The following is a 17,347-nucleotide window of genomic DNA, read 5'->3' as shown; positions in this document are numbered from 1 at the left end:
AGACGGCCGTCTGAAAACCTTTTTCTTGTTTTAGCCAATCATTTAAAACTGACTATTAATCTTTCAACACATCTTGCACAGCCGCTTGAATTTTAGCCGCCGCTGCTTCGATTTGCTGCTGTTCGGTAGATCGGCTTGCCACTGTTTCAGCCGGAGCAGCTTGTGAAACTGGCGCGGCTTGTGGAGCTGCGGCTTTAGGCTCAGATTCAGTTTGTGGCGCAGTCAGCGGCAAACGCGCCAATACAGTGCTGACGCCGGTGACTTTATCGCCAATCGCCACTTGCGCCTGCGCATCGACAGGCAGATACATATCCACGCGCGAGCCAAAGCGGATAAAGCCATAGCGTTCACCGCGAGACAGTTTTGCACCTGCTTGGGTGTAGCACAAAATACGGCGCGCCACCAAACCGGCCACTTGAACAAAAGTAATTTCACGACCAGAAGCCGTAGTCGCCAACACCGCATTGCGTTCGTTTTCCGTGCTGGCTTTGTCCAAATCCGCATTCACGAATTTGCCTTTGTTATAGACCACTTTCGTTACCGTACAATCGGCAGGCGATTTTTGCGAATGCACGTTGAACACGTTCATAAAAATACTGATTTTCAAAGCATCGACATCACGATACGGATCGCGTGCGCGCTCGACCACCACGATACGGCCGTCAACCGGGCTCAACACCGCTTCAGGATTTAGCGGAATCTCACGCGCAGGGTCGCGGAAAAACTGCAAAGCAAATACAGTAAACACCCAAAACGGCAAAGACCACCAGCCGCAACACATCGACACCAGCAGGCTCAAAGCCAAACCGCCGCCGATAATCGGCCAGCCCTCACGGGCGATAATCGGGTGGGGATACAAACGGTTCATCACTTATCCTTCATTTAATAATTTCAAAATTGTCGCCATTATATCTGAAACTCCAAACATTGAGGCCGTCTGAAATGTTCAGACGGCCGGTGTCTTTTGTAAAAAATACTCAACATAGATAAAGTTTCAGTTTCGGCAACACAATGACGCAGCGTCCTCAACAAGCGGCTCAGACGAGCCAACAACTCGCCGCAAATATCATTTTGACCAAACCTCTGCCCTCGATTATCTCGACAAGCCCAGTATGACCGCCAACACTAGCCAAATCCAATGCCGACGGCGCGATGTAGAAAACAAAGCGCGTTGAGACAGCAAACGCGTTTGGCTCAACTGATACGCCACATCTGCCAACATTACCAAGCGATTAGTCTGCCGAGCATTACTTTCTTCCGCTTTACGCAGTTTCAAATTTTCCGCTTCAATCCGCAGCCACACCAGCTTGGCCTCCAAAAGCAGCAGCTCGCGTGCTTCTTCATACTCCTGTTGCTTCATCGTCCGCACCCTTGTCTATCTCACCGCGCAAATACGCAATGTCCGTCCGAATATCCTGCAAGGTCTCAGCCACACGACTGCCCTGCTCCCGATAATCTGCCGATACTTTGCGGAACAATACGGCAATAATCAGCAGGCTTACGAAGAAAATGCCAAAAAATACCCACAACGCCGCCACATCCGACAGCACACGGTTCAAGCCGAACAGCAAACCGACCAAGCCCACCATCAACAGCGCGCCGGACAACACCAGCCAAATCGCCAAACGGAACACATTCTCCGCCTGACGCGTCAAATCCAAACTCAATACCTGCAAACGCAACAGCAGCAAATCCGCGCCCTGATTCAACAAAGCCTTGCCATGTTCAAAACGCTGGCGAATTCCCATCTCGATTATCCTTTTTCTCAGGAACAATAAGGCTAAGGCCGTCTGCACGGCGCAATGAAATCCATGATTTCATGTACACGCCTGTTCAGACGGCCTTAACATATTCACATTAACGGCGGTTCAACAACACACCGACCACCAAACCGGCCAATGCAGCAAAACCCATCGCATAATATGGTTTTTCATGCACTACTTCATCAGCGTGTTTGGCACCGCGTTTCAAACGCTCGCCCGCATCGGCTTCAAATTCGGCAAAACGCTCTTTGCCTTCTTTCAAACGCTCCTGAGCCGCTTCTTCAAACTGCTCGTATTTCTCACGCGCACGCTCGGCATGATGGCGCAGACGCTCGCCGGCTTCTTCTTCAAAACGGCTCAAACGCTCTTTGGCCACAGCCAATTTTTCTTCCAATTTGGCTCGGGCTTTGCCGCCCTCTTCCGAACCGGCTTCCACACCGTCGCGGTACAACTCTTCCACATCATCCATCACTTCTCGGATGTCTTTCAGCAAAGCCTCGCGACGTGCTTCAAAATCGTGTTTTTTCATGTTTTTCTCCTTGAGATAGGTTGATATGGTTACAGACTGTTTATCTGTTAATCAATTATAAACATTTCTCTCCGGTTATCGCATTAATTCCAATCAAATTAAGTATCAAATATGTAAAAACAACCAAATGAAATTAAAAAAGGCCGTCTGAAAATTTCAGACGGCCTATTAAATACCTTTTACACAGCCTATTCCAATATTCTTTCTTGGTAAAAAAAGATATAATTTCATATCATTACAATTTCTTAACAAAGGTATCACGATCATGGCAATCAATCCCACCAAACTTTTTGACGGACTGGCCAAGCTCGTGCAGTCGGAAGACAAAGCAAACTTCATCTATGGCTTCCTGCGCCTGTTCGATACCCCGAAAGCCACCATTACCAAACTGCAAAACCAAACCCCCGGCACCAACGTTGCCGATATGCCCCTGCATGGCGAAATTGCCCTCAGCCGCAAACTCTATTTCAAACCCGTCGCCCCCGATTCAGACATATACGACGTCCTGCAAGACCTGAAACAATCCGCCACAGCCGACAAAAACAAAATCCGCTTCTTTATCGTAACCGATTTTCAAAACATCGCCGCCTACGATATCCAAGCCGACGACTACCTCGAATGCGCCTACACCGATTTAGCGCAAAACTACGGCTTTTTCCTTCCCCTTGCAGGCTTGGAAAAAAGCAGCGGATTTGAAGAAAATCCCGCCGACACCAAAGCCGCCGAAAAAATGGGGCGCCTTTTCGACCACATCCGCCGCACCAACCATCTTGAAAAACCCGAAGACATCCATGCCCTCAATGTCTTCCTGACCCGCCTGCTCTTCTGCTTTTTTGCCGAAGACACCAAAATCTTCCCAAAAGACAGCTTTACCAAACTCATCGAAAGCCATACGCACAAAACCGGCGAAAATGCAGACGAAGTCCTGACTGCACTTTTCCAAACCCTCGACACGCCCCCTGAAAAACGTTCCGAAGCCCTGCCTGTCCATCTTGCAAGTTTCCCCTATGTCAACGGCGGACTTTTCCAAGCAGACGAGCCCATCCCCGATTTCGATACCCGCACCCGCCGCCTTTTGCTCGAATGCGGCAAACTCAACTGGTCTGAAATCAATCCCGACATCTTCGGCTCCATGTTTCAAAGCGTGATAGACCCGAAACAGCGCAGCCGATTGGGACAGCACTACACTTCCGTCCCCAACATCATGAAGGCCATCAAGCCGCTCTTTCTTGACGAGCTTCAGACGGCGTTTCAAGACATCTTCAAACGCTATCCCAGCAATGAAGGCCGTCTGAAAGCCCTATACAGCCTCTCCATGCGGCTGGGCAACATCAAAATCTTCGACCCTGCCTGCGGCAGCGGCAATTTCCTGATTATCGCCTACAAAGAGCTGCGCCGCCTCGAAATCGAAATCTTCAAAGCCGTCAAAGACATCGACAGCAACGCCATTTTCAGCAGCCAAATCCGCCTCGACCAATTTTACGGCATCGAGCTGGACGACTTCGCCCACGAAATCGCCATGCTCTCGCTTTGGCTGGCCGAACACCAAATGAACCTTGCCCACGAAAACGAGCTGGGCAACAGCCTGCCCACCCTGCCCCTTAAAAGCGGCGGCAACATTAAGGCCGCCAACAGCCTGCGCGAAGACTGGGAGGCCTTCTGCCCCCGCGGCAACCGTACAGAAGACGAAGTCTATATCGTCGGCAATCCCCCGTTTGGCGGCTCAAATTCACGCGACGAGGAACAAAACGAAGATATGGATATGGTTTTTGACGGCTGGAAAAAATACGGCGTCTTGGATTACGTTGCTTGTTGGTTTTGGAAAGGCGCACAATATATCCGCGCCAGCCGCGCCAGGCTCGCCCTTGTCGCCACCAATTCCATCAGTCAAGGCGACCAAGTTGCCACCCTCTGGCCCCCTATCTTCTCATTAGGCAACCGCATCGCCTTCGCCTACCAAACCTTCCCGTGGGCAAACAATGCCAAAGACAAAGCCGCCGTCCACGTCGTCATCATCGGTCTGGAAGCCACGCATCTTTCAGACGGCCTCAGCCCCAATAGCGCGCAGCCCAAGCTCTACAAACTCCTCGACAAGGAATGGCACAGCCAAAGCGTTGCCAACATCAGCCCCTATCTGATTGCAGGCAACAATCTTGCGGTTGCTTCCCGTGAACAGCCTTTATGCAACGTTTCCAAAATGGTTTACGGCAACAAACCCGTCGAAGGCGGCAACCTCATCCTGACCACAGAAGAAAAAGACAGCCTTATCGCCCGTGAGCCGCAATCTGCCAAATGGATTAAAAAACTGCTCGGTTCCGACGAATTCCTCAACGGCAAACAGCGTTGGTGCCTCTGGCTGACTGACCTGACCCAAGAAGACCTTGACAATCTGCCCGAAAAACATCCCCTCGTTGCCGAAAGGGTAGAACGCAACCGAGCCTACCGCGCCGCCGGTAGCAAAAACTCCGACCGCCTCAAGCTGGTTGGTACGCCGCATTTATTCCGCGATACCAACAATCCGGAAAACTACATCCTTGTTCCCTGCCATTCATCTGAAAATCGGGACTATATCCCTCTAGGTTTTTTGATAGATGGAACCATCAGTAACAATGCCAACCTAATCATCCCCAACGCCACCCTCTACGAATTCGGCATCCTCACTTCAGCCATGCACAACGACTGGATGCGCACTGTCGCAGGCCGTCTGGAAAGCCGTTATCGCTATTCCGGCACGATTGTGTACAACAATTTTCCTTGGCCCGAAGCCGGCGAAGCTGAAAAAGCCCGCATAGCCGCGCTTGCCGAAGACATCCTGCTTATCCGTGCCGACTACCCCGACCAAACCCTCGCGCAGCTCTACGATCCAGACAAAATGCCGCCGCCACTCAAAGAAGCCCACCTCCGCCTCGATGCCGCCGTTGACCGCCTCTACCGCGCCAAACCCTTTTCAGACGGCATGGAGCGTGTAGAATTTTTGTTTGATTTATACGAAAAAGCCGTCAACGGCCAAACCACGCCGTAAAACGGCATCTTTGCCCCGACATTACCGTCTTTAAAAGGAAAATATCTTGACTATCCCCCTGCTCCACGTCGAATACGGACAAACCGGCAACAGCACCAAACCAAACAATATGGGCATGCGCGAAATGCAGGCCAAAGCGTTTGCCAAACGCGACGCGCAATATCTGCTACTCAAAGCGCCGCCCGCCTCAGGCAAATCCCGCGCGCTGATGTTTTTGGCTTTGGACAAGCTGGCCCATCAAGGCATCAAAAAAGCGATTATCGCCGTCCCCGAAATGTCCATCGGCGGCTCGTTTGCCGATACCGAATTGGCGAAACACGGCTTTTTTGCCGATTGGCGCGTCAAGCCGGAAAACAACCTCTGCACCGGTAGCGGTGATGATAAAGACCAAGGCAAAGTGGATGCCTTTATCCGCTTTATGCGCGGCAACGACCAAGTTTTGGTCTGCACCCATGCGACGTTCCGCTTTGCTTTCGACAAACTCGCAGATGTCGGGGCATTTAATGACACGCTGGTGGCGATTGACGAGTTCCATCATGTGTCGGCGGAAGAAAACAACCGTTTGGGCGCAGTCTTGGACGAAATCATGCGCAACTCCTCGGCTCATATTATCGCCATGACCGGCTCGTACTTCCGAGGCGACGCCGTGCCGATTTTGAGCGAAGAAGACGAAGCCAAGTTTGAAAAAGTAACCTACACCTACTATGAACAACTCAACGGCTACCGATATTTGAAATCTCTGGGATTGGGCTACCATTTCTACCAAGGCCGCTATCTTGATGCTTTGGGTGAAGTGCTCGATCCGTCGAAAAAAACGATTATCCATATTCCCAACGTCAATTCGGGCGAAGCGGCGGTCGATAAGTATTCGGCTGTCGACCACATCATCGACACCTTGGGCGAATTTGTGGAAAAAGACCGTGAAACAGGCATCATCACGGTCAAAGCCCATGACGGCAGGCTGCTGAAACTGGCGGATTTGGTGGACGACCGTAAAACATCCGACCGTTCTTTAATTCAGGCATATTTACGCAATATCAAATCGCGCGATGATATGGATATTATTGTTGCGCTGGGTATGGCGAAGGAGGGTTTCGACTGGCCTTATTGCGAACATGTACTGACCATAGGCTACCGCAGCTCGATGACGGAAGTCGTCCAAATCATCGGACGCGCCACTCGGGATTGCGAGGGGAAAACCCATGCTCAATTTACCAATCTGATTGCGCAGCCTGATGCGGCAGATGAAGATGTCAAAGTGTCGGTCAATAATCTTTTGAAGGCAATTACGCTGTCGTTGCTGATGGAGCAGGTGTTGGCGCCCAATATCACGTTCCGCCGCCGCTCGGATATGAGGCCGGATGAACAGCCCAATCCGGGCGATGTGATTATCGAAGATACGACGCTGCCTGCTTCTAAAAAAGTCGTCGATATTCTGAATAAGGATTCAGACGACCTTATTGCTGCGTTGGTACAGGATACGCAGAATGCCAAACGCTATATTCAGGAAGACACGCCAGCCTCTGCCGTCAATGAAACCGCGCTGCCGAAAATTGTTGCCTGCCGTTATCCCGAGCTGTCGGTAGAAGAGCAAGACCAAATCGTGCAAGGGACGTTGACCAAAATGGCGGTAACCCAGGGCGGCGGTATCAAAGACGGCAAGGATTTGCCCGATAATGCACTTATCGAAGGCGAAAAAACCTATGTCAGACAAGGAGATTTTTTTGTCGATACGGTTAAGTTGCAAGAAGCCGGGCAGAGTTATTCTGTTGAAGAAACCATCAGGGAACGAGATTTGCCTGCCAATGCGAAAATCAAAAATCTGCAAACAGGCGAAGTCAAAACCGCTGACAACCGTTTTGTCAAAGTCGGCGAAAAATTTATCAATGTGGACAGGTTGAATGTGGATTTAATCCGCGAAGTCAATCCTTTCAGAGACGCATATGAAGTCTTGTCCAAAAATGTGGACGCGTCGCTGTTGAAAGCAATTCAGGATTATGTGCAGGCTGACCGCATCCAAATGACGGAAGATGAAGCCGCTATGCTGTGGCCGCGTATTAATGAATTTGTCCGCACCAACAATCGGATGCCTGACAAAGATTCAGACGACCCCTTGGAAAAACGCATGGGCGAGGCCTTAATCTATATCCGCAACAAAAAAGCGGAACGCATGGCAAGGGGCTGAATATGTTGCTAAAAGGTATGCGCGTTGATTATAAAATCAACAGCTTGGACGATATTTTCAATCATGACGATTTAGGCCTGCTGGCCGATGTCAAACCGATTGCCGCCAAAGCTGATGCCAATGCAATGGTTTTACAAACATTCGGCGAAATCGAAGCGTTTTTCAGACGGCATGGACGTTTACCGAATAAAGACGGTAATTTGGATGAAAAAATTTTAGATAGGAATTGGCAAGCCTTGCTGAACAACAAACAGCATTGTGAAACCCTCCGACAATACGATACGCTCAATTTGCTGAGGCCGTCTGAAAAAACGGAACGCTCTAAAGCAGAAAATGTGGTTACGCTGAAAGACATCTTCAATAATGACGATTTAAACCTGCTCGACGTGGGCAATACGGATATTTTCAGGATAGAACACATCCAACAGCGGACGATAAATGGTGCTCCCTATACGGACGAAGACAATGCGGTACGGCAACCCTGTGCGGACTTTTGGCGGTTTGAAGCTTGGTTCAAACAAATCCACCATATGCTCAAACACGGTAAAGCCCATTTTGAACGCCTCAAAACTGAAACCTTCCTTCAGCCGGGCGATGTGTTCCTATTGCACGGGGCTTTGTGTTACGTCGCTGATTTTGCAGAGACGGAAGACAGGAAAAGTACAAGGGGAAACAGACGGTTGCGCGTTATTTATGAAAACGGGACGGAATCTAACATCTTGACCCGTTCGCTCGCCCGCGCTGTCTATAAAGATGAAAACGGTAAAAAAGTCATGCTGTCCGATACTGAAGCCCTGCCGGATATGTTAACCGCCGATAATCAACCGGATTTGGTAACTGGACAGCTTTATATCGTCAAACTGCTTCAACCCAAACCGCAGCTTACCGCCTATAAAAATCTATACAAAATAGGCTTCACGACGGATACGGTGGAAAACAGAATCGCTAATTCGGAAAACGATACTGCTTTCTTAGAAAGCAAAGTTGTCCCTGTATTGTCTTTTGAATGCCGCAATATCAATCCGCATACGTTCGAGCGTTTATTGCACGCCTTCTTTGCTGCGCAAAAACTGAATATCCGTTTGATGGGGAAAGACGGGAAAACTTACATTCCCAACGAATGGTTTGATGTCGGATTGGATGTCATTGAAAAAGCCGCCGAATATATTGTCAACGGTACAATTAACCAATACAGAATGGACAACACAACTGGGAAAATTGTTCAAAAACTGACGAAGTAAAACAGTTTAACAATTAGGAGACTCTATCCTTATGCCCTTTCGGCATTGTCCTTACCAATATTGGTTTGATGTGCAGAATGTATTCTTATCTGCCATTTATCCCTCAAATTAAAGGCCGTCTGAAAGCTTCAGACGGCCTCTTCAATTCAGCTTAAAGACTTAAGTCTTATGCCAAACCTTTTGCTTTCAACACTTCCAGCATGGTGCTGCCCAATTCGGCAGGGCTGCGGGTGTAGGCGATGCCGGCTTTTTCGAAAGCGGCAAATTTCTCTTCGGCAGTACCTTTACCGCCGGAGATAATCGCACCGGCGTGGCCCATGCGTTTGCCTTTAGGAGCGGTCACACCTGCGATGTAGCCGACAACAGGTTTGGTTACGTTGGATTGGATGTATTCGGCTGCTTCTTCTTCCGCAGTACCACCGATTTCACCGATCATGATGATGGCGTCGGTATCTGGGTCTTCTTGGAAGAGTTTCAGTGCGTCGATTTGGTTCATACCAGGAATCGGGTCGCCGCCGATACCGATACAGGTTGATTGACCCAAGCCCAGTTTGGTGGTTTGTGCCACAGCTTCGTAAGTCAATGTACCGGAACGGGAAATAATACCGATGCGGCCAGGTTGGTGGATGTGGCCCGGCATAATACCGATTTTGCACTCGCCCGGAGTAATCACGCCAGGGCAGTTAGGGCCGACCAAACGTGTGCCGTTGCCGTTGGTTTCTAAGTAACGTTTGGCTTTGAGCATGTCCAGAGTAGGCACGCCTTCGGTAATTACAACAACCAAGCCTACGCCTGAATCAACGGCTTCAACGATAGAATCCAATACAAACGGAGCAGGAACGTAAATCACGGATGCGTCCGCGCCGGTTTCTTTAACGGCTTCTTTCATGGTGTTGAACACGGGCAGGTTCAGGTGGGTTTGACCGCCTTTACCCGGGGTAACGCCGCCGACAACTTTAGTGCCGTAAGCCAGAGCTTGTTCGGAGTGGAAAGTACCGTTTTTACCGGTGAAACCTTGAACCAATACTTTGGTGTCTTTATTAATCAATACGCTCATTCTTTTCTCCTTAGGCGTTTACGGCTGCAACAATTTTTTCGGCTGCGTCATTCAGGCCGTCTGCAGAAGTCAGTTTCAGACCTGATTCGTTCAGGATTTTCGCGCCGAGTTCGGCGTTGTTACCTTCCAAACGAACAACGACAGGAACGTTGACGTTGATTTCTTTAACGGCTGCCACGATGGCTTCCGCAATCATGTCGCAACGTACGATACCGCCGAAGATATTGATCAATACGCCTTGAACGGATTTGTCTTCCAAAATCAGTTTGAACGCTTCAACCACGCGGTCTTTGGTTGCGCCGCCGCCGACGTCCAAGAAGTTGGCAGGTTGGCCGCCTTTGAGTTTGATGATGTCCATAGTGGCCATTGCCAAACCGGCACCGTTAACCATACAGCCGATGTTGCCTTCCAGGGCAACATAGTTCAGGTCGAATTCAGAAGCTTTCAGCTCACGTTCGTTTTCTTGAGATTTGTCGCGCAAAGCGGCAATTTTCGGCAGACGGTAGAGCGCGTTGCTGTCGATACCGATTTTGCCGTCCACACAGGCCAAGTCGCCATTTTCACGGACTGCCAATGGGTTTACTTCAAACAGGGCGAAGTCGTTTTCGATAAACGCTTTGTACGCGCCGGTCATCAGTTTGACGAACTCGTTGATTTGTTTGTCTTTCAAGCCCAGTTGGAAGGCAACTTCGCGAGCTTGGCAAGGTTGCAGGCCGACCAGCGGATCAACGGTTACTTTGAAGATTTTTTCTGGAGTTTCGGCAGCAACTTTTTCGATTTCCACGCCGCCTTCGGTAGAAGCCATGAATGTAACGCGGCGGGTAGAACGGTCAACCACTGCGCCCAAGTACAGCTCGGTTTGAACCGGATACATGTCTTCGCAAACCAAAACGCTGTTGACAGGTTGGCCGTTGGCATCGGTTTGGTAAGTTACCAAGTTGGTACCAATCAGGCTTTCAGCCACTTCTTTAGCTTCTTCGCGGCTTTTAACGACTTTTACGCCGCCCGCTTTACCGCGGCCGCCGGCGTGTACTTGTGCTTTGACAACAGCGAATTTGCCGCCCAATTTGTCGTAAGCTGCAGCGGCTTCTTCGCCGTTGTGTGCCAAAATACCGCCTTGTACGGGCAAACCGTAGCTAGCCAGCAGTTCTTTAGCCTGATACTCGTGTAAATTCATGGATTTCTCCTTAAGGTGAGTGGGTTTTAGGAATCGCCCTGCGGCCAATCCCATATTTTCAGACGGCCCTACTATTTACTGAAGGGCAACCACATCCGCGCCAGCAGATACATGGTTGCGCCGCCTCCTCCGAGAATAAAAAAGACAATGCCTTTTTTACGCGAATTCGGGCAGAGCAGATAAACGGCAAGGCTGAAACTGATAAACAACAATGCCACGCGCCAAACCAATTCTTTATCTTTGAAACGGTTGAGCGTATAAGTTTCGGTCATCATCACATACATTTGCCACAATGCGGCCATACACATGCTGATGATGCCCGCCGGTATAAAGAAAATACCGACTATTTCTTTGTTCATAATGAATGTAAATGCTGTGTGTTTGTCTGACGGAATTATAAATCAGAAAACGAAGCTATCGAAACATTCAATTTGTCGAAGGCCTTAATGTCTATCAACCGTGCAAAGCGCGTTTGTCGGCCGCCAGGGCAGCTTCGTGAACCACTTCGGACAAGGTTGGGTGGGCATGGATAATGCGGGCGATGTCTTCGCTGCTGGCGAAGAATTCGAGCGCAGTCACGCCTTCGGTAACCAATTCGCTGACAACCGGGCCAATCATGTGTACGCCCAAGATACGGTCGGTTTTGGCATCTGCCAACACTTTAACCGTGCCTTTGGCTTTGCCCATGGCCAATGCGCGACCGTTTGCGCCGAAACCTGAAGTACCTTTTTTGTACTCCACGCCTTCGGCTTTGAGCTGCTCTTCGGTTTTACCCACCCAAGCGATTTCAGGGTCGGTGTAAATCACGAACGGTACGTTGTTGAAGTCGATATGCGGTTTTTGACCGGCAATGCGCTCGGCAACGGCAACACCTTCGTCACTGGCTTTGTGTGCCAACATCGGGCCGCGAACCACGTCGCCGATTGCCCATACGTTAGGCAGGTTGGTACGACATTCGCCGTCCACTTTGATAAAGCCGCGTTCGTCTTTTTCCAAGCCGACGGCTTCGGCGTTCAGACCTTTGGTGTTTGGAATACGGCCGATGGCAACGATCAGTTTGTCGAATACTTCGGTTTTGGCTTCGCCGGCAGCCGTTTCGTAAGCAACGGAAACGCCCTTGCCTTCAGATTTGATGTCGCCGATTTTCACGCCCAATTCGATGCTCAAGCCTTGCTCTTTGGTGAAGTATTTGAAGGCTTCTTTGGCGATTTGTTGGTCGGCGGCGGCCAAGAAGGTCGGCGCGGCTTCAAGAATGGTAACTTCCGCACCCACGCGGTTCCATACGGAACCCATTTCCAAACCAATCACGCCGGAACCGATCACGCCGAGTTTGGCAGGCACTTCGGTCAGGTTTAATGCACCTTCGTTGTCCAATACGTTCACATTGTCGATAGCGACTTGTGGCAGCGGACGCGGTACGGAACCGGTCGCTACGATGACGTGTTTGGCTTCGATAACGGTTTTCTCGCCTTTGTTATCGACTTCGATTTGGTAAGCATCGCCGTTTTTACCGGCAAAGGAAGCAGTACCAAACAGGCTGGTTACTTTGTTTTTTTGGAACAGGAATTTCACGCCGCCGGTCAGTTTGGTCACGATGGCATCTTTGCGCTCAATCATTTTGGCCGCGTCGAATTTTACGTCGCCGACAGTGATACCGTGTTCGGCAAACTCGTGTTGCGCTGCGTGGAAATGTTCGCTGGATTGCAACAGGGCTTTGGAAGGGATACAGCCTACGTTCAAGCAAGTACCGCCCAAGGCAGGGGCATCGCCAGCTTTGTTGACGCCTGCATCGACGCAAGCGGTTTTGAAACCCAGTTGTGCAGCACGGATGGCGGCAACGTATCCGCCCGGGCCTGCACCAATCACTACTACATCATATTGAGACATCGTGTCATCCTTTGCTTTTGGCAGTATCTCAAAATAAAAACGATACTTTGTGTTTCTTTTTTATTTTGAATGACTGCGTTTTGATGGTTTTAAGAAAAGGCCGTCTGAAAGTCCATATCTGTCGATTCATTCGAATCAAATGTTTCAGACGGCCTCAATCGTTCGTTGAGCCTATTGTAGCACGATACTACATTACGCTACATCTAAATAAAAATTCAGACGGCCTTTTCATTAATAAATAAAAGGCCGTCTGAAACGATTACAGATCCAACAACAGGCGGGCTGGGTCTTCCAACGCGTCTTTAATGGCTACCAAGGTCAATACAGCTTCGCGGCCGTCAATGATACGGTGGTCGTAAGACAGAGCCAGATACATCATTGGACGGACAACAACTTGGCCGTTTTCAACCACAGCGCGCTCTTTAGTGGCGTGCATACCCAAAATCGCAGATTGAGGCGGGTTGATGATCGGGGTAGACATCATAGAACCGAAAGTACCGCCGTTGGTAATACTGAATGTACCGCCGGTCAGATCTTCGATAGCGATTTTGCCGTCTTTGGCTTTTTTCGCATAATCAACAATTGCTTGTTCGATGTCGGCAATGCTCATTTGGTCGGCATCGCGCAAGATAGGCACAACCAAACCGCGTGGGCTGCCAATCGCGATACCGATGTCGAAGTAGCCATGGTACACGATGTCTTTGCCGTCAACAGAAGCATTCACAACCGGGTATTTTTTCAGGGCGGCAACCGCGGCTTTAACGAAGAAGGACATAAAGCCCAGTTTTACGCCGTGTTCTTTCTCGAATTTTTCTTTGTACTTCGCACGCAAGTCCATGATTGGTTTCATGTTGACTTCGTTGAATGTAGTCAGAATAGCGTTTTCTTGTTGAGAAGCCAAGAGGCGTTCTGCAACACGGGCACGCAGGCGGCTCATTGGTACGCGTTCTTCAGGACGTGCGCCGGAAGGAAGTGCAACGGCAGGAGCAGCTGCTGCGGCAGGTTTGGCAGCGGCATTTTGTACGTCTTCTTTCAAGACGCGACCGTCACGGCCGGAGCCTTGCAATGCGTTTACGTCAACACCGGTCTCGGCAGCCAGTTTGGCAGCGGCAGGCATAGCGGCGTTGTTTTGTGCGGCAGCAGGAGCGGCGGCTGGGGCAGCTTCGGCAGGCGCGGCGGCTGGGGCTTCAGCAGCGGCAGTGGCAGCTGTATCGATGCGTGCCAAAACTTGGTCGGCAACAACGGTTTCACCGTCTTGCGCGACGATTTCAACCAATACGCCGGCTTGTGGAGAAGGTACTTCCAAAACCACTTTGTCAGTTTCGATATCGATCAGGATTTCGTCACGGGCAACTGCTTCGCCAACTTTTTTCTTCCATTCCAAGAGCGTGCCTTCAGATACGCTTTCAGACAGCATAGGTACTTTTACATCAATAATCATTTTGTGTCTCCAATGGCCCTTTCAGACGGCCTGTTGTGTATTTTTAATTCTGTATGCCGGCATTCCGCCTGAACAATTTCAAACGGAATGCCGCTAGGCTTACAACGCCAAAGCGTCTTCAACCAATTGTTTCAATTGAGCAATGTGTTTGCTTGAGTAGCCCACTGCAGGCGATGCGCTGCTTGGACGACCGGCATAAGACAGTTTTTGCTCTTCGCTGATAACGCCTTCGATGCGGTGGCGGATTTGGTAGAACGCGCCTTGGTTTTTCGGCTCTTCTTGTGCCCAAACCACAGATTTTGCGTTCGGATATTTCGCCAGTTCAGCTTTAACTTCGTCGTATGGGAACGGATACAGCTGCTCAACGCGAACAATCGCAACATCATCTTCCAGTTTACGCTCGGCACGGCCTGCTTCCAAGTCATAGTAAACCTGACCGGCGCACAATACCACGCGTTTCACGCTGTCGTTGCTTGCGCGTTCGGCGGTATCGCCGATAACCGGACGGAAAGTCGAACCTTCGGTAAAGTTTTCCAGCGGGCTCATTGCACCTTTGAAGCGCAACAGGCGTTTGGACATGAAAATCACCAGCGGTTTGCGGTATGAACCCAAAACTTGGCGTTGCAAGAGGTGGAACATTTGCGACGCTTCAGACGGCATGATGACTTGCATATTGTTTTCAGAACACAGTTGCAACCAACGTTCTACGCGTGCAGAAGAGTGCTCAGGACCTTGACCGTCGTAGCCGTGCGGCAGGATGGTGGTCAGGCCGCACAAACGACCCCATTTGGTTTCGCCTGAAGACAGGAATTGGTCGATAGTTACTTGCGCACCGTTGGCGAAGTCACCGAATTGAGCTTCCCAAATGGTCAGCTTGTCAGGAGCGGAGCAGGCAAAGCCGTACTCGAACGCCATCACGGCTTCTTCGTTCAAGATAGAGTCGATAACCAAGAACTCGCCCAGGCCTTCGCCCATGTTGCGCAGAGGAACATAAGTACCGTCGTCCCATTTTTCGCGTTTTTGATCGTGCAATACTGCATGACGGTGTGAGAATGTACCGCGGCCGGAGTCCTCACCGGAGATACGCACGCCATGACCTTTGGTCAGCAGGCTTGCGTATGCGAGGGTTTCGGCCATACCCCAGTCAATAGGCTGTTTGCCGGATGCCATGGCTTTACGCGCTTCGATCACACGTTTTGCTGTCGGATGCAGGGCAAAGCCTTCCGGTACGGCGGTGAATTTCTCGGTAAGACGCTCAATATCCGCGGCAGGCAAACCAGTTTCGATTTTTTCGCGCCAATCTTTGCCTTGGTATTTGCTCCAGTCGATTTGCGTGCGTTGGAAGTTGCTCAGCGTTGTTTGTTCAACATGTTCGCCTTTATCCAAAGCATCACGGTAGGCTTGGATGTAACCGTCAGCCTCAGCTTGGGTGACCACGCCTTCGGCAATCAGTTGTTCGGTGTACAAAGCACGCGCACCAGGGTGTTGCGATACTTTTTTGTACATCATCGGTTGGGTCAGGGTCGGATCATCACCCTCGTTGTGGCCCCATTTACGGTAGCAGACAACGTCGATCACGATGTCTTTATGGAATTTTTTGCGGTAATCCAAAGCGGCTTGGATGGCAAAGCAAACGCGTTCAGGATCATCGCCGTTCACATGGATAACCGGAGCGGAAACCATTTTCGCAATATCGGTACAGTGTACGGTAGAACGGGTATCGCGGGTATCGGAAGTGGTAAAGCCGATTTGGTTGTTGATCACGATGTGAACAGTACCGCCGGTGGTATAACCGCGTGTTTTAGACAGGTTGAATGTTGCTTGGTTAACACCCAAACCGATAAATGCGGAGTCACCGTGAATCAATACCGGCAAAACTTTATCGCGGCCGTTTTCGCCCAAACGTTTTTGTTTGGCGCGCGCAGAACCTTCCACTACCGGGTTAACAATTTCCAAGTGTGACGGGTTGAATGCCAAAGAAACGTGCATTGGACCGTGTGGCGTAGCGATATCAGAGCTAAAGCCCATGTGGTATTTCACGTCGCCGCTAGGCAATTTGATTTCGGCACGGCCTTCAAATTCGGCAAACAGATCAGCCGGTTTTTTGCCCAAAATGTTAACCAAAACATTCAGACGGCCACGGTGTGCCATACCGATGATGACTTCTTCCACGCCGTCTTTACCGGCGTTTTGAATCAGGTAGTTCAAACCGGCAATGGCACTTTCGCCACCTTCGACACCGAAACGTTTTTGACCGACATATTTGGTATGCAGATAACGTTCCAAAGTTTCGGCGGCAGTCATTTCTTTCAAAATGCGGCGTTTTTGATCGGCATTGTAATGCGGTGTGGACAATACGCTTTCAAAATAATTGCGCACCCAACGACGCTCTTCAGTATTGGGAATATAGATATATTCCAATGCGATGTGGCCGCAGTAGGTTTGTTTTAAATTGCTGATGATTTGGGAAAGGGGCAATTTACCTTGACCGGAAAAGTCGCCCTCGCCCATATTGAATTGAAGCGCCATGTCGGCATCAGACAGACCGTGGAATTTAGGGTCGAGTGCTTCGATGTTTTGAGGAGGAATACGTTTGAGCGGATCAAGTTGAGCCGCACCCACGCCTTGAATACGATAGGCAGAAATCAGTCGCAAAACGCTGACTTGCTTTTTCATCATTGCCTCATCCACACCGCCTGCAACAGCAGATGCAATTTTCTTTTTAGCCAAAGTGGCAAATGATTCACGAATCGGTGTGTGGGCAACATCGACAGCGACTGCGCCCGGCTGTTTACTCAAATCTGTAAAATACTGTTTCCATTTTTCATCGACAGATTCCGGGTTTTCCAGAAACTTTTCATACAACTCCTCGATGTATGGCGCATTAGAACCAAACAGATAAGAGAAATTGAGTTTTTCGTCCATCATGGCGTGAGCTCTTTTCTTTAAAATATAAACAAAGGGTAGAATCCCGTGTTCTCCGAACGGAATTCAGGCCGTCTGAAATGACACTTTATTCTACCCTATTTTAAATCAAATTACCTG

Annotated in this window: 13 protein-coding genes; 3 read left to right on the top strand and 10 right to left on the bottom strand. The window is 49.9% G+C overall.

Features of this window, described 5'->3' with window-relative positions:
- Positions 1-55: 55 nt before the first annotated feature.
- The 4 genes from ACTHRY_RS08985 to ACTHRY_RS08970 form a co-directional block, all read right to left on the bottom strand.
- Complete coding sequence (locus ACTHRY_RS08985; protein ID WP_049360163.1) at positions 56-868, bottom strand: phosphatidylserine decarboxylase; 813 nt, start codon at positions 866-868, stop codon at positions 56-58.
- A 225-nt stretch (positions 869-1,093) separates the two neighbouring features.
- Positions 1,094-1,360 (bottom strand): hypothetical protein, encoded by a 267-nt coding sequence (locus tag ACTHRY_RS08980; protein WP_049360160.1) that lies wholly within the window; start codon positions 1,358-1,360, stop codon positions 1,094-1,096.
- Entirely contained in the window at positions 1,341-1,748 is a 408-nt protein-coding gene (locus ACTHRY_RS08975) for a phage holin family protein (RefSeq protein ID WP_070823109.1), read from the bottom strand. Before ACTHRY_RS08975 ends, ACTHRY_RS08980 begins: the two co-directional genes overlap by 20 nt.
- A gap of 109 nt (positions 1,749-1,857) precedes the next feature.
- Positions 1,858-2,292: a DUF883 family protein gene (locus ACTHRY_RS08970; protein WP_440374201.1), complete on the bottom strand. Its 435-nt coding sequence runs from the start codon at positions 2,290-2,292 to the stop codon at positions 1,858-1,860.
- A 265-nt stretch (positions 2,293-2,557) separates the two neighbouring features.
- On the opposite strand from ACTHRY_RS08970, the gene ACTHRY_RS08965 reads away from it, so the two are divergent.
- The 3 genes from ACTHRY_RS08965 to ACTHRY_RS08955 are packed head-to-tail and all read left to right on the top strand — an operon-like array spanning position 2,558 to position 8,740.
- Positions 2,558-5,314 (top strand): DNA methyltransferase, encoded by a 2,757-nt coding sequence (locus ACTHRY_RS08965; RefSeq protein WP_440374200.1) that lies wholly within the window; start codon positions 2,558-2,560, stop codon positions 5,312-5,314.
- Between the two features lie 46 nt (positions 5,315-5,360).
- Entirely contained in the window at positions 5,361-7,499 is a 2,139-nt protein-coding gene (locus ACTHRY_RS08960; protein ID WP_440374199.1) for a helicase-related protein, read from the top strand.
- Positions 7,500-7,501: 2 nt separating this feature from the next.
- Positions 7,502-8,740 (top strand): GIY-YIG nuclease family protein, encoded by a 1,239-nt coding sequence (locus ACTHRY_RS08955; RefSeq protein WP_440374198.1) that lies wholly within the window; start codon positions 7,502-7,504, stop codon positions 8,738-8,740.
- 166 nt (positions 8,741-8,906) lie between these two features.
- On the opposite strand, the gene sucD is transcribed toward ACTHRY_RS08955, so the two are convergent.
- The 6 genes from sucD to ACTHRY_RS08925 all read right to left on the bottom strand — a co-directional run bounded on the left by sucD (position 8,907) and on the right by ACTHRY_RS08925 (position 17,230).
- On the bottom strand, positions 8,907-9,797 hold the full coding sequence (sucD, locus tag ACTHRY_RS08950; protein WP_003755541.1) for a succinate--CoA ligase subunit alpha: 891 nt from the start codon (positions 9,795-9,797) through the stop codon (positions 8,907-8,909).
- A 10-nt stretch (positions 9,798-9,807) separates the two neighbouring features.
- Positions 9,808-10,974, bottom strand: coding sequence for an ADP-forming succinate--CoA ligase subunit beta (gene sucC, locus ACTHRY_RS08945; RefSeq protein WP_049360139.1), 1,167 nt, complete (start codon positions 10,972-10,974; stop codon positions 9,808-9,810).
- A gap of 71 nt (positions 10,975-11,045) precedes the next feature.
- Positions 11,046-11,333 (bottom strand): hypothetical protein, encoded by a 288-nt coding sequence (locus ACTHRY_RS08940; RefSeq protein ID WP_002242554.1) that lies wholly within the window; start codon positions 11,331-11,333, stop codon positions 11,046-11,048.
- Positions 11,334-11,427: 94 nt separating this feature from the next.
- Positions 11,428-12,861 (bottom strand): dihydrolipoyl dehydrogenase, encoded by a 1,434-nt coding sequence (gene lpdA / locus ACTHRY_RS08935; RefSeq protein ID WP_049360136.1) that lies wholly within the window; start codon positions 12,859-12,861, stop codon positions 11,428-11,430.
- 259 nt (positions 12,862-13,120) lie between these two features.
- Positions 13,121-14,302: a 2-oxoglutarate dehydrogenase complex dihydrolipoyllysine-residue succinyltransferase gene (gene odhB / locus ACTHRY_RS08930; RefSeq protein ID WP_049323838.1), complete on the bottom strand. Its 1,182-nt coding sequence runs from the start codon at positions 14,300-14,302 to the stop codon at positions 13,121-13,123.
- A gap of 99 nt (positions 14,303-14,401) precedes the next feature.
- Positions 14,402-17,230, bottom strand: coding sequence for a 2-oxoglutarate dehydrogenase E1 component (locus tag ACTHRY_RS08925; RefSeq protein ID WP_049323837.1), 2,829 nt, complete (start codon positions 17,228-17,230; stop codon positions 14,402-14,404).
- Positions 17,231-17,347 lie beyond the last annotated feature (117 nt).

This window comes from Neisseria sp. P0004.S004, from assembly GCF_051963335.1.
Classification (GTDB): domain Bacteria; phylum Pseudomonadota; class Gammaproteobacteria; order Burkholderiales; family Neisseriaceae; genus Neisseria.
Note: the sequence above shows the minus strand (reverse complement) of the source record. Positions and strands in the feature narration are given on the sequence as shown.